A 5,576-nucleotide genomic window follows, 5' to 3' on the forward strand; every position below is an offset into this window, starting at 1 on the left:
AAAAAAACACCCCCAACTTAGGTTGGGGGTGTTTAGAATAATGAGCTGGCGATGACTTACTCTCACATGGGAAACCCCACACTACCATCAGCGCTAAGAGGTTTCACTTCTGAGTTCGGGAAGGGATCAGGTGGTTCACTCTTGCTATGGTCGCCAGCACAACTGGTATGGATACTAGCATTGGTCTTAATATGCCGATGCGTTTTCCAAATCTTTACAGATGGGCTGATTGAGTCTTTATATTTTGTTCATTTTAGCTAAGCGTATAACTAAATCAAGTTGCTTTGTACATTAATGAATCGATTGATGCTATATATACAACTGCTTGGGTGTTGTATAGTCAAGCCTCACGAGCAATTAGTATTGGTCAGCTTCACATATCACTATGCTTCCACATCCAACCTATCAACGTCCTAGTCTCGAACGGCTCTTTAGAGGACATAAAGTCCTAGGGAAATCTTATCTTGAGGTAGGCTTCCCGCTTAGATGCTTTCAGCGGTTATCCCTTCCGAACATAGCTACCCGGCGATGCGACTGGCGTCACAACCGGTACACCAGAGGTTCGTCCACTCTGGTCCTCTCGTACTAGGAGCAGATCCTCTCAAATTTCCAGCGCCCACGGTAGATAGGGACCGAACTGTCTCACGACGTTCTAAACCCAGCTCGCGTACCTCTTTAAATGGCGAACAGCCATACCCTTGGGACCTGCTTCAGCCCCAGGATGAGATGAGCCGACATCGAGGTGCCAAACACCGCCGTCGATATGAACTCTTGGGCGGTATCAGCCTGTTATCCCCAGAGTACCTTTTATCCGTTGAGCGATGGCCCTTCCATACAGAACCACCGGATCACTAAGACCTACTTTCGTACCTGCTCGACTTGTGGGTCTCGCAGTTAAGCGCGCTTTTGCCTTTATACTCTACGCGTGATTTCCGACCACGCTGAGCGCACCTTCGTACTCCTCCGTTACTCTTTAGGAGGAGACCGCCCCAGTCAAACTACCCACCAGACATGGTCCTCGCCCCGGATTACGGGGCAGAGTTAGAACCTCAACATTACCAGGGTGGTATTTCAAGGACGGCTCCATTGGAACTAGCGTTCCAACTTCAAAGCCTCCCACCTATCCTACACAAGTAAGGTCAAAGTTCAATGTCAAGCTGCAGTAAAGGTTCACGGGGTCTTTCCGTCTAGCCGCGGGTACACTGCATCTTCACAGCGATTTCGATTTCACTGAGCCTCTGCTGGAGACAGCGCCGCCATCATTATGCCATTCGTGCAGGTCGGAACTTACCCGACAAGGAATTTCGCTACCTTAGGACCGTTATAGTTACGGCCGCCGTTTACTGGGGCTTCGATCAAGAGCTTCGCTTACGCTAACCCCATCAATTAACCTTCCAGCACCGGGCAGGCATCACACCCTATACGTCCACTTTCGTGTTTGCAGAGTGCTATGTTTTTAATAAACAGTTGCAGCGGCCTGGTTTCTGTGGCTGTCATCAGCTCAGGAAGCAAGTTCCATCACCAACAACAGCGTACCTTCTCCCGAAGTTACGGTACCATTTTGCCTAGTTCCTTCAGCAGAGTTCTCTCAAGCGCCTTGGTCTACTCGACCTGACCACCTGTGTCGGTTTAGGGTACGATTCCTGTGTAACTGAAGCTTAGAGACTTTTCCTGGAAGCATGGTATCAGCCACTTCGCTGTACAAGTACAGCTTGCTATCAGATCTCAGCATAGAGCACCCCGGATTTGCCTAAGATGCATGCCTACTTCCTTTCACCTGGACAACCAACGCCAGGCTGACTTAACCTTCTCCGTCCTCTCATCGCATTACACAGAAGTATTGGAATATTAACCAATTTCCCATCGACTACGCCTTTCGGCCTCGCCTTAGGGGTCGACTCACCCAGCCCCGATTAACGTTGGACTGGAACCCTTGGTCTTTCGGCGAACGGGTTTTTCACCCGTTTTGTCGTTACTCACGTCAGCATTCGCACTTCTGATACCTCCAGCATACTTCTCAATACACCTTCATCGGCTTACAGAACGCTCCCCTACCACTTGACTTAAAAGTCAAATCCGCAGCTTCGGCACATAGTTTTAGCCCCGTTACATCTTCCGCGCAGGCCGACTCGACTAGTGAGCTATTACGCTTTCTTTAAAGGGTGGCTGCTTCTAAGCCAACCTCCTAGCTGTCTATGCCTTCCCACATCGTTTCCCACTTAACTATGATTTTGGGGCCTTAGCTGGCGGTCTGGATTGTTTTCCTCTTGACTACGGACGTTAGCACCCGCAGTCTGTCTCCCGGATAGTACTCATAGGTATTCGGAGTTTGCATCGGTTTGGTAAGTCGGGATGACCCCCTAGCCGAAACAGTGCTCTACCCCCTATGGTATTCGTCCGAGGCGCTACCTAAATAGCTTTCGGGGAGAACCAGCTATCACCAGGCTTGATTAGCCTTTCACCCCTATCCACAAGTCATCCCCTGGCTTTTCAACGACAGTGGGTTCGGTCCTCCAGTTAGTGTTACCCAACCTTCAACCTGCTCATGGATAGATCGCCTGGTTTCGGGTCTATACCCAGCAACTAAACGCCCTATTAAGACTCGATTTCTCTACGGCTCCCCTATACGGTTAACCTCGCTACTGAATATAAGTCGCTGACCCATTATACAAAAGGTACGCAGTCACCGAACAAGTCGGCTCCCACTGCTTGTATGCATGCGGTTTCAGGATCTATTTCACTCCCCTCACAGGGGTTCTTTTCGCCTTTCCCTCACGGTACTGGTTCACTATCGGTCAGTCAGGAGTATTTAGCCTTGGAGGATGGTCCCCCCATATTCAGACAAGGTTTCACGTGCCTCGCCCTACTCGTCATCATTATGTGTGCCCTTTCGTGTACGGGAATATCACCCTCTACGTTCGCACTTCCCAGAGCGTTCCACTAAAACACACATAACTTAATGGGCTGATCCCCGTTCGCTCGCCGCTACTAAGGGAATCTCAATTGATTTCTTTTCCTAAGGGTACTGAGATGTTTCACTTCCCCTCGTTCGCCTTGCAACACTATGTATTCATGTTGCAATACCTACCTTAAAGTAGGTGGGTTCCCCCATTCAGAAATCTCCGGATCACAGGATATTTGCCGCCTCCCCGGAGCTTATCGCAGGCTATTACGTCTTTCATCGCCTCTGACTGCCAAGGCATCCACCACATGCACTTAATTACTTGACTATACAACCCCAAACAGTCGTTATTACCTACAAGGAGTAATAAGACATGATCAATGATTTCTCATCAATCTCTTACAGTTTGAAGTACTGTGTATTTAAACACTGTACAGCTTCAATCTAATTCATATACCAAAACGCTTGATTCAGTTAATTTGCTAGTTCTCAATTCATTTAGATCAATTGCTTAATCTAAACTCTTGAGTGAACAATTTATTTCAGACTCAATTTTGCCAATCTGTTAATGAATAAACATGCCTTCGTCAGGTCATGCTTAATACCGTGATACTTAAATCACAGAAGTTAATAAACTAAGACCTAAATCTCTATTTACTAATTTCTGTAATCCGAACTTCTCTTAAGTTCTGGTGGAGACTAGGAGAGTCGAACTCCTGACCTCCTGCGTGCAAAGCAGGCGCTCTACCAACTAAGCTAAGTCCCCAGCTTACATCATCAGTTCTGTATCTTCTTTTCTATAACTTCAACCAGTCAAAGTCATGGTGGGTCTGACAAGACTTGAACTTGTGACCCCACGCTTATCAAGCGTGTGCTCTAACCAACTGAGCTACAGACCCTCAGATACATCTATGAAGAACAACTTGTTGTGGATTCTTACCAATCGTCAATCTTTCGTTAAGGAGGTGATCCAGCCGCAGGTTCCCCTACGGCTACCTTGTTACGACTTCACCCCAGTCATCGGCCACACCGTGGTAAGCGTCCTCCTTGCGGTTAGACTACCTACTTCTGGTGCAACAAACTCCCATGGTGTGACGGGCGGTGTGTACAAGGCCCGGGAACGTATTCACCGCGGCATTCTGATCCGCGATTACTAGCGATTCCGACTTCATGGAGTCGAGTTGCAGACTCCAATCCGGACTACGATCGGCTTTTTGAGATTAGCATCCTATCGCTAGGTAGCAACCCTTTGTACCGACCATTGTAGCACGTGTGTAGCCCTGGCCGTAAGGGCCATGATGACTTGACGTCGTCCCCGCCTTCCTCCAGTTTGTCACTGGCAGTATCCTTAAAGTTCCCGACATTACTCGCTGGCAAATAAGGAAAAGGGTTGCGCTCGTTGCGGGACTTAACCCAACATCTCACGACACGAGCTGACGACAGCCATGCAGCACCTGTATGTAAGTTCCCGAAGGCACCAATCCATCTCTGGAAAGTTCTTACTATGTCAAGGCCAGGTAAGGTTCTTCGCGTTGCATCGAATTAAACCACATGCTCCACCGCTTGTGCGGGCCCCCGTCAATTCATTTGAGTTTTAGTCTTGCGACCGTACTCCCCAGGCGGTCTACTTATCGCGTTAGCTGCGCCACTAAAGCCTCAAAGGCCCCAACGGCTAGTAGACATCGTTTACGGCATGGACTACCAGGGTATCTAATCCTGTTTGCTCCCCATGCTTTCGCACCTCAGCGTCAGTGTTAGGCCAGATGGCTGCCTTCGCCATCGGTATTCCTCCAGATCTCTACGCATTTCACCGCTACACCTGGAATTCTACCATCCTCTCCCACACTCTAGCTAACCAGTATCGAATGCAATTCCCAAGTTAAGCTCGGGGATTTCACATTTGACTTAATTAGCCGCCTACGCGCGCTTTACGCCCAGTAAATCCGATTAACGCTTGCACCCTCTGTATTACCGCGGCTGCTGGCACAGAGTTAGCCGGTGCTTATTCTGCGAGTAACGTCCACTATCTGAAGGTATTAACTTCAGTAGCCTCCTCCTCGCTTAAAGTGCTTTACAACCATAAGGCCTTCTTCACACACGCGGCATGGCTGGATCAGGCTTGCGCCCATTGTCCAATATTCCCCACTGCTGCCTCCCGTAGGAGTCTGGGCCGTGTCTCAGTCCCAGTGTGGCGGATCATCCTCTCAGACCCGCTACAGATCGTCGCCTTGGTAGGCCTTTACCCCACCAACTAGCTAATCCGACTTAGGCTCATCTATTAGCGCAAGGTCCGAAGATCCCCTGCTTTCTCCCGTAGGACGTATGCGGTATTAGCATTCCTTTCGAAATGTTGTCCCCCACTAATAGGCAGATTCCTAAGCATTACTCACCCGTCCGCCGCTAAGTGATAGTGCAAGCACCATCACTCCGCTCGACTTGCATGTGTTAAGCCTGCCGCCAGCGTTCAATCTGAGCCATGATCAAACTCTTCAGTTAAAAATCATTTTGCACCTTATTAAAGACAAGGTGCCAATTCTGGCTCATCAATTTTCTGACTTAAATTTCGCTCAAATAAACTTCGAGTAATTTAAACCAATCAATCAATGATAATATTTCGATCAATCAATCAGTAAAAATCCACACAAGTTGTTCTTCATAATCTCTTAATGATCTT

2 tRNA genes and 3 rRNA genes are annotated in these 5,576 nt (G+C 48.5%); all 5 read right to left on the minus strand.

The annotated features are described in order from the left end of the window. Nucleotides 1-43: 43 nt before the first annotated feature. The 5 genes from rrf to FY048_RS18860 all read right to left on the minus strand — a co-directional run bounded on the left by rrf (nt 44) and on the right by FY048_RS18860 (nt 5,398). Nucleotides 44-158: ribosomal RNA gene (rrf, locus tag FY048_RS18840) — 5S ribosomal RNA — on the minus strand. A gap of 178 nt (nt 159-336) precedes the next feature. Continuing rightward, nucleotides 337-3,230: ribosomal RNA gene (locus tag FY048_RS18845) — 23S ribosomal RNA — on the minus strand. Between the two features lie 362 nt (nt 3,231-3,592). Next, nucleotides 3,593-3,668 (minus strand) — tRNA-Ala (locus FY048_RS18850). Nucleotides 3,669-3,724: 56 nt separating this feature from the next. After that, nucleotides 3,725-3,801 (minus strand) — tRNA-Ile (locus FY048_RS18855). 59 nt (nt 3,802-3,860) lie between these two features. Continuing rightward, nucleotides 3,861-5,398, minus strand: a 16S ribosomal RNA gene (locus FY048_RS18860). The 16S, 23S and 5S rRNA genes sit together here with 2 tRNA genes alongside, the layout of an rRNA operon. Nucleotides 5,399-5,576: the final 178 nt, after the last annotated feature.

This window comes from Acinetobacter sp. 1124_18A, from assembly GCF_052824995.1.